The 17105-nt window shown below is 38.8% G+C and carries 15 protein-coding genes; 7 read left to right on the top strand and 8 right to left on the bottom strand.

The window, feature by feature from the left end:
* Positions 1-125 precede the first annotated feature (125 nt).
* Complete coding sequence (locus ACZOVS_RS05455; protein ID WP_483996222.1) at positions 126-1382, top strand: CehA/McbA family metallohydrolase domain-containing protein; 1257 nt, start codon at positions 126-128, stop codon at positions 1380-1382.
* 331 nt (positions 1383-1713) lie between these two features.
* Here the strand turns inward: ACZOVS_RS05455 and ACZOVS_RS05450 are convergent, their stop codons facing one another.
* Positions 1714-2385 carry a YggS family pyridoxal phosphate-dependent enzyme gene (locus ACZOVS_RS05450; protein ID WP_483996221.1) on the bottom strand — a complete coding sequence of 224 codons (672 nt, stop codon included), beginning with the start codon at positions 2383-2385 and terminating at the stop codon, positions 1714-1716.
* Positions 2386-2550: 165 nt separating this feature from the next.
* Between ACZOVS_RS05450 and ACZOVS_RS05445 the strand changes: the two genes are divergently transcribed.
* From ACZOVS_RS05445 to ACZOVS_RS05420, 6 genes are all read left to right on the top strand, one after another.
* Positions 2551-4419, top strand: coding sequence for an LTA synthase family protein (locus ACZOVS_RS05445; RefSeq protein ID WP_483996220.1), 1869 nt, complete (start codon positions 2551-2553; stop codon positions 4417-4419).
* A gap of 52 nt (positions 4420-4471) precedes the next feature.
* The gene (gene ffh / locus ACZOVS_RS05440; protein ID WP_483996219.1) at positions 4472-5806 is read left to right on the top strand and encodes a signal recognition particle protein; all 1335 of its coding nucleotides are present in this window, start codon (positions 4472-4474) and stop codon (positions 5804-5806) included.
* A gap of 6 nt (positions 5807-5812) precedes the next feature.
* Positions 5813-6700: a bifunctional 5,10-methylenetetrahydrofolate dehydrogenase/5,10-methenyltetrahydrofolate cyclohydrolase gene (locus tag ACZOVS_RS05435; protein ID WP_483996218.1), complete on the top strand. Its 888-nt coding sequence runs from the start codon at positions 5813-5815 to the stop codon at positions 6698-6700.
* A 61-nt stretch (positions 6701-6761) separates the two neighbouring features.
* The gene (locus tag ACZOVS_RS05430; protein ID WP_483996217.1) at positions 6762-7382 is read left to right on the top strand and encodes a 7-carboxy-7-deazaguanine synthase QueE; all 621 of its coding nucleotides are present in this window, start codon (positions 6762-6764) and stop codon (positions 7380-7382) included.
* Positions 7304-9028 carry an OmpA family protein gene (locus tag ACZOVS_RS05425; protein WP_483996216.1) on the top strand — a complete coding sequence of 575 codons (1725 nt, stop codon included), beginning with the start codon at positions 7304-7306 and terminating at the stop codon, positions 9026-9028. Before ACZOVS_RS05430 ends, ACZOVS_RS05425 begins: the two co-directional genes overlap by 79 nt.
* Positions 9029-9176: 148 nt before the next feature.
* Positions 9177-9725, top strand: coding sequence for a GrpB family protein (locus tag ACZOVS_RS05420; protein WP_483996215.1), 549 nt, complete (start codon positions 9177-9179; stop codon positions 9723-9725).
* Positions 9726-9760: 35 nt separating this feature from the next.
* Here ACZOVS_RS05420 and ACZOVS_RS05415 read toward each other — a convergent pair whose 3' ends face one another.
* The 7 genes from ACZOVS_RS05415 to ACZOVS_RS05385 all read right to left on the bottom strand — a co-directional run bounded on the left by ACZOVS_RS05415 (position 9761) and on the right by ACZOVS_RS05385 (position 17065).
* A complete protein-coding gene (locus ACZOVS_RS05415) occupies positions 9761-10264 on the bottom strand; it encodes a GNAT family N-acetyltransferase (protein ID WP_483996214.1) in 504 nt (167 codons plus the stop codon).
* 53 nt (positions 10265-10317) lie between these two features.
* Positions 10318-10956: a nitroreductase family protein gene (locus tag ACZOVS_RS05410; RefSeq protein ID WP_483996213.1), complete on the bottom strand. Its 639-nt coding sequence runs from the start codon at positions 10954-10956 to the stop codon at positions 10318-10320.
* A 12-nt stretch (positions 10957-10968) separates the two neighbouring features.
* Positions 10969-11760: an outer membrane beta-barrel protein gene (locus tag ACZOVS_RS05405; RefSeq protein WP_483996212.1), complete on the bottom strand. Its 792-nt coding sequence runs from the start codon at positions 11758-11760 to the stop codon at positions 10969-10971.
* A gap of 74 nt (positions 11761-11834) precedes the next feature.
* Positions 11835-13967: a Tex family protein gene (locus ACZOVS_RS05400; RefSeq protein ID WP_483996211.1), complete on the bottom strand. Its 2133-nt coding sequence runs from the start codon at positions 13965-13967 to the stop codon at positions 11835-11837.
* A gap of 11 nt (positions 13968-13978) precedes the next feature.
* Positions 13979-14719: a shikimate dehydrogenase family protein gene (locus ACZOVS_RS05395; protein WP_483996210.1), complete on the bottom strand. Its 741-nt coding sequence runs from the start codon at positions 14717-14719 to the stop codon at positions 13979-13981.
* Between the two features lie 11 nt (positions 14720-14730).
* Entirely contained in the window at positions 14731-15624 is an 894-nt protein-coding gene (locus ACZOVS_RS05390; RefSeq protein ID WP_483996209.1) for a DUF368 domain-containing protein, read from the bottom strand.
* A complete protein-coding gene (locus ACZOVS_RS05385; protein WP_483996208.1) occupies positions 15608-17065 on the bottom strand; it encodes a tetratricopeptide repeat protein in 1458 nt (485 codons plus the stop codon). Before ACZOVS_RS05385 ends, ACZOVS_RS05390 begins: the two co-directional genes overlap by 17 nt.
* Positions 17066-17105: the final 40 nt, after the last annotated feature.

Below are 17105 nucleotides of genomic sequence, written 5' to 3'. Positions count from 1 at the left end.
GAGTATGATGATATGATATTAGTGGGCTTTATGTTTTATTAAAATTCAATCTGTTATCTATATTTTTCCATGTTCTTTAAGCTTTTTTCGTTTATTTGTAGTATTTTTGCGACAAATATATTATTATGGGAATAAATGATAAGAAAAGAGGTCCTTTTTCGAGATTTTTAATATTTTTGTTTAAAACTGTACTCTATGCTGTACTTTGTGTATTGATAGTGCTGATAGTCATGAATGTTTTTGTCCCTATATATGATTATGGTGAACCTAAGCCTTTCTCGGGTGATTATCTGCATAATCCTTATCAAGACATGGATCCGGAATATTGGAAACAGTGTAATTTTCATGCTCACACGGATCAATATGGCGGTGTTACAGATGGACGTAATACTCCCAATGAAGTGCTAGACAGCGTGTATAATGCGTTCGGTTTTGATCATATTGGCATATCCGATTATATGAAAATCAATGACTATGTGAAGTTCAGACCGGGTTTTATTCCTGCATACGAACATGGTTACAATGTTTTTAAAATCCATCAGTTGTGTCTCGGAGCTGAGAAGGTGCGTTATATAGATTATTTCTTTTTTCAGAACCTTAGTATGAAACAACACATGATCAACAGATTATCACAACAAAACCGTTTTGTGGTGCTTGCACATCCGAGTTTTGTGGAAGGCAGCTACAAGGTGAAAGATATGAAATATCTGAGTAATTACAAGTTGATGGAAGTTTTGAACGGTTACTGTCTCTCTCCTGAACATTGGGATATGGCGTTGAGTAACGGACATCTTGTTTATCTCATTGCAGATGATGATTCACACAACTCGCTTAGCTCGAGGGATGTGGCATGTCGTTTTACGATGATAAATGCTAAGGAAAATAATGCCGATGATCTTCTTGAGGCTCTTGTTTCCGGCAATGCAGTGGGGGTGGATTTCAAAAAGATTTGGCAGGAATCATTACCTGACAAAAGGGACAGATTGGAGAAAGATCTTCCTTATCTCACAAAAGCAGAACTTGTTGACACCATATTTACCGTCGGTGCTTCCAAAATGCTTGCTAAAGTGCAATTTATAGGACAAGGCGGCAAGATTCTCAAAGAAGTCGATTATGTTGATGAGGCATCATACAACATCAGACCGGAAGACCAATACGTGCGTACAGTGTTGTATTTCGTAGATGGTACAGCTCTGTATCTCAACCCTGTTACACGTCATGATAGTCCTGATATAATTAAACAACGGTTGGACCATATATCATATATTAAGACAGCACTTTTGTGGCTTGTATATTGCTTCGTCATATCTTTGATAATAGCTTATATATCTGCTAAACGTAGAAAAAATAAAAGAAAAAATGTGGTTGTAAAAAGATATTGAAAGGTGAAATTGAAGCGAAATATTATTTGTTAAGAGTACTTCAATTATAGATTTTATTAATTTATTTTGTTTTTCTTAAAACGAAAAATAAATAATCGTTTTGATTTTCTTGATATTATCATCCAAAATAGTCAATGCTGTTTTCGATTAGAGAAGACATTATTGTTTATCATGTTTTTAATTTCGTTACACAATGAAGTGAACGCAAAGAAAAACGAAGCTTTCGTTTCTTAAAATAAAATATTTCGTTTTTATATATTACATTACGTTAATTGACAGTAATTAAATAATCACCATTGTAACGGTTCCATAGGTGTTCATTATTATATCATCATTTTGAATAATTTCTTTCTCCGAAGATACTGCTCCCGACTCGTATTAAAGTGGCGCCTTCTTCGATTGCAATGTTGTAGTCATGAGACATTCCCATGGATATTTCTTTGAAAGACATGCTGTCCGGGAAATAATCTTTTTTAAGGCTGTCGAAAATATTTTTCAGATGATGAAATTCGTTTCTTATGGTTTGTGTGTCATCTGTCAGTGTCGCCATACCCATTACACCACAAATTTTGATATTCTTCAGAAAGTGGTATTCTGCTGAATCAAGAAGTTGTCGTGCTTCTGCAATGTCCAAGCCGAACTTAGTTTCTTCCATGGCAATGTGAAACTGAAGGAGACAATCTATCACTCTGTCATTTTTTTGGGCTTCTTTATCTATACATTGAAGAAGATAGAGGCTGTCAACAGAGTGTATCAAAGAGACAAATGGTGCTATATATTTTATTTTGTTAGTCTGAAGATGCCCTATGAAATGCCATATAATATCAGCAGGCAGTTGTTCGTGTTTGTCACGCATCTCCAAAGCCTTGTTTTCACCGAAATGACGTTGTCCGGCATTGTAAGCCTCCTGAATGTCACTTGCCGGTTTCGTCTTGGAAACAGCTACAAGTGTCACTGCTTCGGGGATGGATTCTTTTATTTTCAACAAATTGTCTTTAATCATTACAATGATGTTTATTTTGAAAACAGTAAAAATTGAAGCATTGTAAAAACTTTTTCGAGATTGGCCATGGCACATCTCGTTTTTACAATTTATTGCAAAGATACAAAAATTATGCTGTTATTGTCAAGGTCTGAAAATAGTTTATATTTGCAAAAATTTCTAGTGATGAAAAAAGTTGTTTATACACTTTTTAAGATGCTGATATTCTTGCTTCTTCTCTTTGCTTTCATGAGAGTGGTGTTTCTTGCGAACTATTGGCATTTGGTAAAAATAGAATCTATTCCGTATGTAAAGATTCTTGAAAGTTTTTGGAGGGCGTTGCCATTGGATATTGCGACATCGTGTTACCTCCTTTTCTTGCCGGCTGTCGTCATGATGATAGGTATCACTATCAATAAAGATATGTCTTTCAGATTTTTACGTTATTATTTCTATCTTGTCATCGCCGTATATATATTAATAGTTATGGGCGAGATAGGGATATACGGAGAATGGCGTACCAAGTTGTCGCACAAGGCATTGGTATATCTCAAGCATCCGGCTGAGGTTGTCAATACCGCCAAAACGCAGCAAATAGTATGGCTTGTATCTTTATGGGCGTGTTTTACTCTTCTGTTCTCGTGGTGGTATGTACGTTGGATTGAACCTCATAAAAATGTTTCTGACAAGCGTCCTCGTTCTTTGATAGCTTATCCGGTGACATTCATAGTTGTGTTGGGAATGATGTTCATCGGTATGAGAGGCGGACTAGGTGCTATACCTATTTCCACAAGTAAGGGATATTTCTGTTCGTATAAGATGGTAAACGAGATGACAGTGAATCCGGCATACAATATTGTGGAGAATATACTGAATACCAAAAAGATGGATGATAATGCGCACTTCGACTATATGAATGCTGCCATGGCAAAAAAACGAACAGATGCACTTAATGCAGTAGAGTGTGATTCCACCGTTTCCATATTGAAATACAAAAATCCCAATATTGTTATAATACTATTGGAGAGTTGGTCTGCCGATTTGATAGAATCATTGGGCGGAGACCCTTCCATAACGCCTAATTTCAGAGAGATGGAAGCGGAAGGATTGTTGTTTACCAACTTTTATGCAAGTGCCAACAGGTCGCAACAGGCAATAGCATCTATTTATGGAGGTCTTCCTGGTCTTCCGGTGACAACGATAACAAACCATCCCGAAAAATATCATGCCTTGCCTTCTTTGATAAAACCTCTCGATTCGATAGGATATTATTCCAGTTTTTATTTTGGCGGCGAGTTGTATTATGGAAATATTCTGTCCTATCTGCGATACAATAAATTTGATAAAATCGTCGAGGCGAAGGATATTCACGAGAATTTCAAGAGAGGAAAACTCGGAATTCACGATACCGACATGTTGCCTTGGTATGTTCATGAACTTTCCAAACATCCGAGACCTTTTTTCAGTACAGTTTTTACGGTAAGTACTCATTCTCCTTACGATTATCCCAATATTTTTGAGGAGTTGACATGGCCGCAGATAGAGAAACCTTATGTCAACTCAGCACGTTATACTGATATAGCACTGAAAATGTTTCTTGATGAAGCTAAAAAACAGGAATGGTACGACAGTACTTTGTTTATTTTTGTCGCAGACCACAGTCATTCTACCTATAAAAACAACAGGCTGGAGTCTTTTGAGCATCATAAAGTGCCCATGCTTTTATATGGTGAACCTCTTATAGACTCATTAAAGGGCAAGACTTACGACAAGATAGTCGGGAATACTGATATACCGGCTACATTGCTTGCACAACTTGGTCTTCCTCATGACGAGTTTTACTGGAGTAAGGATGTGTTCAACGTATGTTATAAACCGTTTGCTTTCTTTGAGTTGTCCGGCGGAGTGGGATGGAAGACTCCGGAAGGAGAATTCGTATATCTTAACAATTATGGCTATATTAAAAATACCATTGCCGATTCTATAAGCGATAGCATTATTTCTGATGGCAAGGCTTATATGCAGCATCATTTTAACCTGTTTAATAGTTATTGAAAAATTGTAAGGATAAAAGAAAAATAAGTATATTTGCAGCAAAATAATTATTATGTTTGAAGGATTAAGCGAGAAACTTGAACGTTCGTTCAAAGTATTGAAAGGACAGGGATATATTACCGAAATTAATGTGGCGGAAACCTTGAAAGAGGTGCGTAAGGCACTGTTGGATGCCGATGTGAGTTATAAAATCGCCAAAGACTTGACAGATACTATCAAGGAGAAAGCGTTGGGACAGAAGATACTGACAGCAGTGTCGCCGAGTCAGTTGATGGTGAAGATAGTGCATGACGAGTTGGCAGAGTTGATGGGAGGTGACCATGTAGAGATTAATTTGAAGGGTAATCCGGCTGTCATTCTCATTGCCGGTCTTCAAGGTTCCGGTAAGACGACATTTTCGGCTAAACTTGCCAATTATCTCAAACAGAAAAAATCTAAAACAGTGCTTCTTGTCGCCGGCGACGTCTATCGTCCTGCTGCCATAGACCAACTTAAAGTGTTGGGCGAACAGGTCGATGTGGAGGTCTATACTGAACCTGACAGCAAAGACCCGGTGAGAATAGCTCAGAATGCTATAGATTATGCGAGGAATCATAATAAGAGCGTTGTCATCATAGATACTGCCGGACGTCTTGCTGTAGATGAACAGATGATGAACGAGATAGCTAATATCAAGAATACTGTCAACCCGCAGGAGACTCTCTTCGTCGTCGATTCCATGACAGGCCAGGATGCTGTCAATACTGCCAAAGCTTTCCATGACAGACTCAATTATGACGGTGTTGTACTTACCAAACTTGATGGCGACACTCGTGGCGGTGCTGCCCTTACCATACGTTCCGTTGTAAAGAAACCTATCAAATTCGTAGGTCTAGGTGAGAAAATGGATGCTCTCGACGTATTCTATCCCAAACGTATGGCAGACCGTATCCTCGGCATGGGCGATATAGTATCTCTCGTGGAACGTGCTCAGGAACAGTTCGATGCTGAAGAGGCTATCAAACTCAAAAAGAAACTTGCAAAGAATGAGTTTAATTTCAACGATTTTCTTAAACAGATACAACAGATAAAACGTATGGGCAGTATCAAAGACCTTGCTGCCATGATACCGGGAATGAATAAAATCAAGGATGAAGAGATTGATGATAATGCATTCAAAAGTATTGAGGCTATTATAGGGTCCATGACACCTGCCGAACGTGAAAACCCGAAAATACTTAACGGCAGCCGCCGTCTCAGAATAGCAAAAGGTAGTGGTACGGATATTGTTGAAGTCAATCGTCTGATAAAACAGTTTGATGAGACATCCAAGATGATGCGTATGATGACGACAGGCGGCTCCAAGAAGATGATGCAACTTATGTCTCAGATGAAAAAAAGAAAATAATGGATTATGAATGCTGATAACAAGATAATAGATGGCAAGGCTATTGCCGATGCCATGAAAAAAGAAATAGCGGCAGAAGTTGCTGCCATGTTGGACAAGGGTATTGAAGCACCTCATCTCGCTGCTGTTATTGTAGGTGAAGATGGTGCAAGTCAGACTTACGTGTCCTCTAAGGAGAAGGCTTGTCATTCCGTTGGTATGACATCTTCTGTGTATCGTCTCCCGGAAAAGACCTCAGAGAAAGAACTCATGGATTTATTGGATTTTCTAAACAAAGATGACGAAATAGATGGTTATATAGTGCAGTTGCCTCTTCCTAAACATATTGATGAGACAAAGGTGACACAGGCTATCATGCCATCAAAAGATGTCGATGGCTTTACACCATATAATATAGGACTTATGCAACTCGGACTGCCATGCTTCCTGCCGGCTACTCCTTTCGGAATAGTTGAATTGTTGAAACGCAGTGGAGTAGAGACAGAAGGAAAACATGTGGTCGTGCTTGGTCGTTCCAATATTGTCGGTACTCCGGTGAGTGTCATGCTCTCCCGCAAAGGTAAAGGTGGAGACGCTACAGTGACATTGTGCCATAGCAAGACCAAAAATCTTGCCGAAATAACACGCCGGGCTGATATCATTATTGTGGCTATTGGTAAACCTTTGTTCCTCAAGGCTGATATGGTGAAGGAAGGCGCTGTCGTCATTGACGTGGGTATTCATCGTATTGCTGACGAGTCTGCAGAGAAGGGTTATGTCATACAGGGTGATGTCGATTACGATGAGGTATATAAAGTTGCATCCAAGATAACCCCGGTACCGGGTGGAGTAGGTCCCATGACAATAGTGTCGCTGCTGTATAATACCTTGCAGGCTGCAAAACGTAAAAGATGATTTTTTTCGCAATATTGCCGGTGTTTTCATTGTTATTAGTGATACCGGCAAGGTTTATGTTATGATGGACGGTTTTGACAATGGAAGATTACTTCCTCTAATGGAGGAGTTTTATACCCTTCAGGGTGAAGGATATAATATGGGATGTGCAGCATATTTCATACGTATAGGCGGCTGCGACGTCGGTTGCAGATGGTGCGACTCCAAATTGTCGTGGAATGCGGATTTGTATCCTCCTACACCTGCTGATACCATAGTGAATAACGCTTTGAAGTATCCTGCTAAAACAGTGGTCGTGACAGGTGGAGAACCATTGTTGTATCCTCTTGATTATCTTACTGATGAGCTTCACCGTTGCGGTGTTAAGACTATGATAGAGACTTCAGGCTCCCATAGTCTTACCGGCACATGGGACTGGATATGTCTCTCTCCAAAACGTAACATGCCTCCTTTGGATGAGGTGCTCATGAAAGCTAATGAGTTGAAAGTCATAATAGAAAATGAAGACGACCTGACTTGGGCTGAGGATAATGCGAGAGTAGTTTCGCAGAATTGCAGGCTGTTCCTTCAACCTGAGTGGAGCGTTTCGCAAAACATAATGCCATGGCTAACAGAATATGTCATGCAAAATCCGAAATGGCGCATCAGTCTTCAGGCTCACAAATATATGTGTATTCCTTGATATTGTTGCTGTTGTTGCCATTATCGGCATTTGCACAATCTTTTCATACTGAATCTAAAAAGGCTGTCCGTTCTTTCGCGACGGCGTTGGAATATTATGATAACGGACGTCTTGATCTTGCCTTGTCTGCTGTCAATAAAGCCTTGTCTTTTGATGATACTTTCCTCGATGCCATTCTTTTGAAAGCTGAGCTGTCTGTTGCTCTAAACAATGACAGTGTCGCCGTTTCTTGTTATGAGCGTCTGTTGTCGTTTGATTCTCTTGCTTTTCCGAGGGCTTCTCTGTCATTGTGCCGTCTGTATCTGAAAAAAGAGCTCTATGAAAAAACGATAATGTTATCAAAATGGTTCCTTTCGTTGGACAGTCAGAGTGAGAGTTCTCGCAAGACAGCTGAAAGTCTCTTGGAGACAGCGGCTTTCAGGAAAGAGGCTGTTTCTTGTCCTGTCGATTTTGAACCTGTCAATATAGGCGGATTTGTGAATACCGCTGCTGACGAATATGTTAATCATCTTACATCTGATGCTTCCAATATTTTGTTTACCAGACATGTTAATGACTCTGTCGTTGCGGAGTCGTTGTATATATCTCGCTGTGTTGATGGTGTGTGGTTGCCGGCGGAGCCTTTTTTGTCCTGTTATGCTTCTAATGGCGACATGGGAGGTGTCAGCATGAATGAAGATAGAAATGTCATTTATTTCTCAGGTTGTGGTTGGCATGATGGTCGTGGCAGTTGTGATATTTATATGTCAGAGTGGAATGATGATGCATGGAGCTTGCCTGTCAATGTGGCAACTGTGAATACAAGTGGTTGGGAATCACAACCTTGTTTGAGTAACGACGGGAAAGAGTTGTATTTTGTAAGGCGTAGTGCTGTTAATGGTAAATCTGACATTTATGTCACTTTTTTGCAGGATGATGACAAATGGAGTACACCGAAAAAACTGAATAATAACATCAACACCGATGGCAATGAAATGGCACCGTTTCTGCATAGTGACGGTAATACATTGTTTTTCTCGTCTGACGGACATGTCGGAATGGGAGGGTATGATATTTTTATGAGCAGAAGAGACAGTCTCGGAGAATGGGGCATGGCACATAACATGGGATATCCGTTGAATACAGCAGGGGACGAGATTAATATGGTGGTGGCTGCCGATGCACGACAGGCATTTATTTCTTCTCGACGAGAAGAAGGATACGGTGGATATGACATTTATGCTTTCGAACTCGATGATGTATTGCGCCCGGAACCGGTGGACATAGATACAACAATAGAGAATTTATATAAAACTGCTCTGTCAAGAGGGGATAATGCCATATTGCAGAATATATATTTCGAGTTCGACAGCGCCGTGCTGGATACTTCCTCTATGGCCGGGATAGACGCTATAGTCCGTTTCTTGTCATCAGACCCTCAGATGAGAATACTTGTTATCGGTCATACCGACAATATCGGAGAAGAGGAATATAATATGTCATTGTCGGAGCGTCGCGCCGCAGCAGTACGTGATGCCTTGATAAAAAAAGGTATAGCACCACAACGATTAGAGATAACAGGTGAAGGTTCTTCTTCTCCACTATTGCCTAATGATACAGAACATCACAGAGCACTGAATCGTAGAATAGAGATTCGGAAACTGTAATAATGCTTTTGGGAAAGTGATTATTATAATTTCCTTTTGACATAAATGGAATTTAAATCCTTTCAATGTTTTTATTTGGAATAGATACCGCTAAATGTTAGGTTGTTTTATATTGGATAATAATTGTTTTTGTATGAATATCACTGAATTGTCTTTAAAAGAATTGTGGGAACTGTTTCCAATAATTTTTGTGGATTATGATAAAAGTTTTGAAAGACAGTATTTTGAAGAAGAGAAGATATTGAAATCTTTGTTACAAGAGAATGTAAAAAGAATCAGTCATATCGGGAGTACGGCAATTAAAAATATAAAAACAAAACCAATAGTTGATATTTTGATAGAAATAGAGAATAAGAAAAGTATTGATAAAATTAAAGATATATTGTTGAAAAATGGATATTTCCTTATGAACGAAGATTTAAATGATTTTAAGATCTCGTTTAACAAGGGATATACTATAAATGGTTATGATGATAATGTTTTTCATATTCATATAAAAAAATATGGAGACTGTGATGAATTGTATTTTAGAGATTATCTCAATGATAATTCAGAAAAAGCAAAGGAATATGAAAATTTGAAGTTGTATTTGTATGAAAAATATAAACCTGACAGGGATTTATATACTGAGCACAAAAAGGATTTTGTTGAAAGAATAGTGGAATTGGCAAAAAAGAAATACAAGGACAGAGATTAATTACTATTGAGTTGATGTTGTAGATAGGATGTGTTTTACAACAGTTTTTCCATGGTGATGAGACAGCCTTTTCTCCAGAAAAAATGACCTGTTTCTGTATAACCTAATGATTTATAAAGTCTTAATGAATACGGATTACCTGAGAAAGTGTCAAGTCTTATGCTTTGAAAGCCTTTCTGTTTTGCTTCTTTTTCTATATGTTCCACTATGATACGTGCCAATCCTTTGTTTTGAAATTTTGGACTGACACATAATCTGTGTACTATCATAAATTTAGCATCAGGAAAGTGCCATTTTACCTTGTCGTATTCTTCGTCATATTCTGTGTTGGTTACATAAATGGCGGCTATTTCATTTTCAATATTGACTGTTGTCAGTTCTTCATTTGTAATATCTTGTGACAGAATATCTAAATTAGGATAATCTTCATCCCATTGATAGATTCCTTGCGATTCCATCTGACGTATGGCATTTTTAATCAGTTCGCAGATACTGTCTATTTCCGAGATGTCGGCTTTTTTATAAATAGGCTTCATCATTGTTATATTAGTTTTGATAATATAACTTAAAATATTGAATCTCAATGATAAAATTATCTTTTTATTATCAATTCATCTAAAATGACCTTAGGAACATAATGTTTTCCATTCTCCCTGTAATAATTATGACTTTCATTTTCATGAATGTCAACGAGTTCTATATCTTCAATTCCTTTACCTATTGCCAGAATCATAACGGGTTCATATTCAAGTTTAAACTCTTCTTTTATTTTCAATTTGTTAAAAGCGCCTATACAAATGCCGTTCAAACCTATTTCCGTAGCCTGAAGCAACATACTTTGTGCCGAGATGCCGAGGTCAATATCTACAAAATGGGATTCCGCTACAGTGGAACAGATAATGATGAATGCATTGGGTTCTGTTCCTTGATATGGAAGATTCAATTCCGGCAAAGCACCGCCTAACTTGATGTATGGCAATACCTTATATGCTTCATCGGACAATACCGGTCTGAATCGTAACACTTGTTGATTGCGTGCCGACGGTATAATGGTATTGACGGATATAATTTTTTTCAATTGATCTTCTCTTACAATGAAAGAACTGTCGTATCCTCTGTGACTGCGGTTTTTTGACAGCAATTTGTTCAAGGATAAAGACCTGTGTTTTGAAGAGTGAGACGGTGTATTCATAAACTCTTCCATCTTTTTACCTAAATAGTCATCTGCCATAATAAATCCATATCAATTGTTCATATTTTCTCTTCTTTCTTCTCTCGCTTCTTTTTTTCTTAACTTCTTGAGTTTGCGTTCTATGGCTTTCCTATGGAATTTAGGGTCTCCGTCGAAACGGTATTCTTCTCTGAAAAACTCGTCGCGATTTTCATTAAACACCCATATCAGTCTGACAGTAAACAAGTTGTTATACTGGTCTCTTGTCCATGTATAGGAGTCGTCAATATATGTAAAGTCTCTTGTTCTTATTTTTGCCAATGAATACTGATAGCGCACGCCTAATTTAAGACGTTCGTATAGTCTTAATTTTACTTCCGCCAAGATACTGTAGTCATTGGGGTTGTATTCTCCTGAATTGACTGTGACGTTGGTTCTCACTCCATGTTCATATTCTCTAAGACCAACAAGTCGTCCGTAAGAGAATCCCAAACCGAAAGATGTTACCTGTTTATCCGTGAAATACAGCATGACAGGTACTTCTGCATAGTTCATGAACAAGTCGTATTCTCCGGTCTTGCCGTCTCCATTGTCGATATACTGTTGTCTTTGATGAGACCCTTTCTGATTGAAAACCACTTCAATACATCCTTCAAAAGTGAAATTGTTCTTCTTGTATATAGGTACTATGGCTCCGAGTCCGCCGTAAAAGCCGAATTTTTTGAATCCGACCACTTCGTCGCCATCAACTTGCGACATGTTGAGTCCGAGAAAGGCTTCTCCCTTGATAATCTGTGCATTAGTGTTATGGCTTGCAATCAGAAAAATCAAAACAGACAATATAAACAATAACCTTTTAGTCATAATAACCTTTTTGTATTAAACGTCAGACAGAAATAATTAGTGTATCAAAAGAGAAAAACATGATGAAACAGAGGTTATTTCATACTAAGACTTATCCTTTTTCGTGGTATATCCACATCTGTCACTGTCACTCTAACTTTTTGATTGAGTTTCACCACTTCATTGGGGTCTGTGATATATTTGTCTGACATCTGACTGATATGAACAAGTCCGTCTTGATGTACACCAATATCTACGAAAGCGCCGAAAGCGGTGATGTTTGTCACTATGCCATAAAGTTGCATGCCTTGTTTCAAGTCGTTTATCGTTCTGATATTATTGTCGAACTCGAGTGTCTCGAAAGTTTTGCGAGGGTCGCGTCCCGGTTTCTCGAGTTCGGCTATTATATCGTTTATTGTTTCTATTCCGAAGTCTGCTTCTATGAAGTCTTTGGGTCTTATCTTGCCAATAAGTTCTTTGTTGCCAATAAGTTCTTTCACTTTGACATTAAGTTTGTCAGCCATTTTCTCCACAATATGGTAGCTTTCCGGGTGCACGGCGCTTGCATCGAGAGGCTGTTCCGCGTTGTGAATGCGCAAAAAGCCGGCGCATTGTTCGTAAGCCTTGTTGCCGAGACGTGGCACCTCAAGAAGTTGACGTCTGCTTTTGAATCCGCCGTTTTTGTTGCGGTATTTCACTATGTTATTGGCAATCTGGGGTCCTACGCCGCTGACATAGGATAGAAGTTGTTCGCTTGCCGTGTTGAGTTCTACACCTACGGCATTGACGCAACTCTCAACGACGTTGTTGAGTTCTTCTCCGAGAAGTTTTTGGTTCACGTCGTGTTGATACTGTCCTACGCCTATGGATTTAGGGTCTATCTTGACAAGTTCAGCCAATGGGTCCATCAATCTTCTTCCGATACTCACAGCACCACGTACAGTGATATCATAGTCCGGGAACTCGTCGCGTGCTATTTGTGAGGCGGAATATACCGAAGCTCCGCTTTCGTTGACCATCACGGCAGTAATCTTTCGGTCGAAAGCAATACTCTTGATGAAATCTTCCGTCTCGCGTCCGGCAGTGCCGTTACCTATGGCAATGACATCAATTTTATAGGCACTTACAAGATAGCGTATCTTGGCAGCTGCCTGTTTCCTGTCGTTCTGCGGCGGATGAGGATAAATGGTCTCGTTATGTATCAATGTGCCAAATTCGTTAAGTATCACGACTTTACATCCGGTCCTGAATCCGGGGTCCAAGGCAAGTACTCTTTTTTGTCCGAGAGGTGCGGCAAGCAATAGTTGTCTCAGGTTCTCGGCGAAGACTTTTACAGCAGTCTCATCAGCTTTTTCTTTATAATATGCACGCATTTCTGTCTCTAATGACGGCTCCAACAGCCGAGCCCAGGCATCGTCGATGGCATCCTGTACGAGATCTGTAGAGGCATTGTCGGCTTTTACGAAGATATTGTCGAGTGCTTGCAATACATCGTCTTTGTTGACATTGAGTTTAACTTTCAAAAAACCTTCCTCTTCAGCCCTGAACAAAGCGAGGATACGGTGCGAGGGAGCTTTGTCCACAGGTTCCTTCCAGTCGAAATACTGAAGATATGTTTTTGCATCTTCTTCCTTGCCTTTTATTACGGTAGAACAGATGAGGCCGTCTTTGTGGTACATTTTGCGTATGGCATTTCTTCCGTTGATGTTTTCCGACACCCATTCCGCCATGATGTCGCATGCACCTTTTATGGCATCTTCAATGCTATCTACATTTTTTTCTTTGTTGACGAATCTTTTTGCCATGCCATCCACGTCATCGCTATGTTGTGACATGATGAGTTTTGCGAGAGGTTCCAGCCCTTTCTGACGTGCTATTTCCGCTTTGGTACGCCGTTTCGGTTTGTATGGAAGATAGATATCTTCCAAATCTTGCATGGTAGAGGCATTTTTTATCTGTTCTTCGAGTTCCGGTGTCAGTTTTTCCTGTTCTGCTATTGATTTCAGTACAAACTCTTTGCGTTTATCGAGTTCTGCAAGTTGTTTGATACGTTTGTTGATGTCAGCAATGGTCTTTTCATCCATGGTATTGGTCATTTCCTTGCGGTAACGGGCTATGAAAGGTATTGTGGCACCTTCATTAAGCAAAGTTATCACGTTGTAAGCCACTTTTTGGCTGACACCGAATTCTGCTGCTATCTGATTGCAAAAATATGTAGTTTCTGTCATTTAGGTATTCTTTATCTTGTCCAAATTTCCCACGCAGACTCGGCTTGGGAATATAACATTTTTAAACCGTTATGTATTGAGGCACCGCGTTTTTCAGCTTCGCTGAGGAAGACGGTCTTCTCAGGATTGTATATCAAATCTATGAAAACATCGTTGTTTTTTATGCTGTGATAAGGCAATGGCAAGGTGTTGCCGACGTCAGGAAACATGCCGACAGGTGTTGCCTGTATTATGAGACAATAATTATCAAACCCATTCAGCATCAGTTCGTTGTATGACATGTCTCCATTCTTTCTGTCTCTGCTCACAACAGCAAACGAGATACTATATTTTTTCAGTACATATTGCACAGCTTTGGAAGCACCTCCGCTGCCAAGTATTAAGGCATGGTTTATGTTTTTCCCTTTTATAGCTTCAGTCATGAGAGTCTCGAAACCAATGACATCGGTGTTGAATCCGGACAGAGTGTCATCTTCATAGCGACGTATTACATTGACGGCTCCAACGGAAGAAGCACTCGCATCGAGATTGTCAAGATATTGCATTATGTCGTGTTTGAATGGATATGTCACTGTAAATCCTTTGATATCTTTATTTCTCATGACAAAATCATACCATTCTTCAAGACAGACGGTGTCGAAGTTGAAAAATGAGCAGTCGAGACCTTCCTTTTCGAATTTTTGTGAGAAGAAATTTCTGGAAAAGGAATGTTCCAATGGATGCCCTACTAATCCGAAACGCAAATGCGACATGATGATTGCTGTTATTGTTTTTTAGCTATTTTTTCAGTAAGCACTATGATACTTGCGCCTATTAGTATTATTACGAGAGCAATGGCGAATTGAATATTCATTTCAGGAAGGAAATAATCGTATCCCGTGGTGATTTCTTCATTGTCGACTATTGTGATGACAGTATTTTTCCATGGCCATATAATAGGCATGGAACCTAATATGAATCCTGTCAGAAGTGCTATGGTGATGTTTCTGTATTTCTTGAAAATCCATGACAAGACATGAGAGAAAGCTATGAGCCCGACGACTCCGCCTATTATTACGGGAATCAATATTTTAAGATTCAAGTCATTGACAGCGTCGATCATGATGAGCTGATAATTACCCATAAGGACGAGAACGAATGAACCTGACAAACCCGGCAGAATCATGCTGCATGTGGCAACGACTCCGCATATCAACAGATATATAAGGTTGTCATTTTCCTTTGCCGGCTTGCCAAATGCGATGAACAATGCTATTGCTGTGCCTATGATAAAAGAGAGAACGACCTTCCAGTCCCATTTTTCAATGGTGATACCTACGTAATAGATAGATGTCAATATTAATCCGAAGAAGAATGACCAAAGATAAATAGGATGATGTTCGAAAAGATAATCGAAAATACGGGCAACAGACAATATGGCTATCAATACGCCGCAGCCTACAGAGCATAAAAATATCAGATCGGTATATTTTGCAAATTCTTTGAATTTGCCGCTGAAAAGCAGTTTTATTGCAGTGAGATTGAATGATTTCAACGAGTCTATCAGACGTTCAAAAATACCGGTTAGGAGGGCAATGGTGCCACCTGAAACCCCCGGAATTACATTTGCTGTACCAATGCCTATTCCTTTAAGTAAGTTACTAAAAAATTGATTCATAGTTGTTTTGTTTATTATTTTTAATTTTGTATTCTTCTATCAGGTCATATATCATTTGTTTGTTATCCATTTTGATGTTGTCGAGAAACTCCAGGAAGTTGACATGTCCTTCAAAATCGAGTTGCAGGGCTTTTTCAAGATACATCATTCCGATATTGTCTTCTCTTTGTATAAGATATAATATTGCCATTCTGTAGTGCAGCAGTCCGCTGTCCGGATTAGAGATAATACCTCTTGATACGGCATTAAAACTTTCCTCATAATCATCTCTGTTAAGATAATACTCCATCATGATTGCAAAAATGACATCATTGTAAGGGGCTATTTGTTCCGCTTTTATGAGATATTTAATAAGATGTTTAGAGTCATTAAGTTGAATGAGTAAATCTATGATGGTAAAAAGAAATATGGTGTTGTCAGGTTCGAGGTTATGAGCCGTTTTAAGATATAGATATGCTTCTTTGAGATTGCTTTTTCTTATGAGAATGAAACCTTTGCCGGCGTAAGCGGCACTAAAGGAAGGATCGATGGAGAATGCTTTTTCAAAACTCTTCATTGCATCTTCAACAAGACCGGATTTATTTTGTGCTTCTGCCATCATGCAATATAGTTGAGGTGTCTCAATTCCATTGTTGACAGCTTCATTTACAGTATCTATTGTGTTTCCGAACATGGAATTGAAGTTATAAATGGCAGCCATGTCATTGTATGTGTTGGTACAATGGCTGTCTATAGCGAGAGCGTATTCAAAACACTCTGTCATTTTCTCGAACTCTTGCTTTTTTGAATGGCATAAGGCTAAGGCACACCATGCCTCAACAGAATATGGATTCTTGTCAATTTGTTCCGTAAAAAAATCTATGGCGTCATTTTCTTTTCCAAGTTCGAGGTAACAGTTTCTGATGTCGAAAAATTGATCTTCCGGATAAGGGTCGTTTTTCACAGCTTTCAGATAATATTGCAGTGCTTTTTCTATGTTGCCTGTGTTGTGATATTCACATGCGATAAGACTTTGTACCTCATAACGCTCATCAGGTTCGAAATAATACAAGGCTTTTTTATATGCCGATATGGCTTTCTCGTTATTACCCAAATCAGAATAACATGCACCTAATGTTATCAGATAATCAGCATTGTCCTTATCCAATGTTGGGTCGTTGAGTAGTCTTAGTGCACCTTTGACATCATTGTTGGCATAGCATTTTTTTGCTTTTATAAGTTGTATTATTGGGTCGTCTGAATAGATGTCAGCGGCAAAATCGGCAATGATATTGACTTTTTTAACGTCGTCATTATCAATATAATATTCTATCAGGCAATTAAGTTCATCTATGTCAAAATATGAGAATTTGTTGTTTTTAAGCATGTCTTCGAATCTGTTAACCAAATCTTGAATATATTGGCTGTCTTCATCCCATAAATTATTCTTGTCAGAATCCATCTCATATTTTTTTTGCAAAGATACTAATTATTTTATAATT

The sequence above is a fragment of the Candidatus Limimorpha avicola genome (assembly GCF_056978975.1).
This window is presented reverse-complemented; position numbering and strand designations above follow the sequence as displayed.